The organism is Olsenella profusa (genome assembly GCF_016900315.1).
In the GTDB taxonomy this organism is placed as follows: Bacteria; Actinomycetota; Coriobacteriia; order Coriobacteriales; family Atopobiaceae; genus Thermophilibacter; species Thermophilibacter profusus_A.
Window position 1 is genome coordinate 1 of record NZ_JACSNQ010000032.1, and the last position, 506, is coordinate 506.

Sequence of the window (506 nt, forward strand, 5' to 3'; positions counted from 1 at the left end):
GTAAAATACAGCAGGCGATATTGAAAACGAGAATTAAAGGATTAGGTAAAGATCGTGTCACAGCCATTTTTCCTAAGTTAGTATTTTCTATTAAAGATGGTATTAATTTGAAAAAAGAAGATCCGAATTATGATATCAAGCAACTTGCATTAGAATGTTCAACAAAACGCATGTATCCTGATATATTAAATTACGATAAAATTGTAGAATTATTAGGCGATTTTAAAGCACCGATGGGATGTCGATCGTTTTTACCAAGTTGGCGTAATGAACAAGGTGAATTTGAGAATAATGGACGTTGTAATTTAGGTGTTGTAACTTTAAATTTACCAAGAATTGCGCTTGAATCAAAAGGTGACATGACAACGTTTTGGAAAATTTTTTATAACAAAATGTCGTTAATGCACGATGCTTTAGTATATAGAATAGAGCGATTAAAAGAAGCGACAGTAAATAATGCACCAATCCTATATAAAAGCGGTGCATTTAAATATAAACTCGATGAT

The 506-nt window shown here is 31.4% G+C and carries 1 protein-coding gene; it reads left to right on the plus strand.

The annotated features are described in order from the left end of the window. Positions 1-506 (plus strand): anaerobic ribonucleoside-triphosphate reductase (gene nrdD, locus H9X80_RS08880; RefSeq protein WP_275100723.1); only part of this gene is annotated, 506 nt, incomplete at both ends.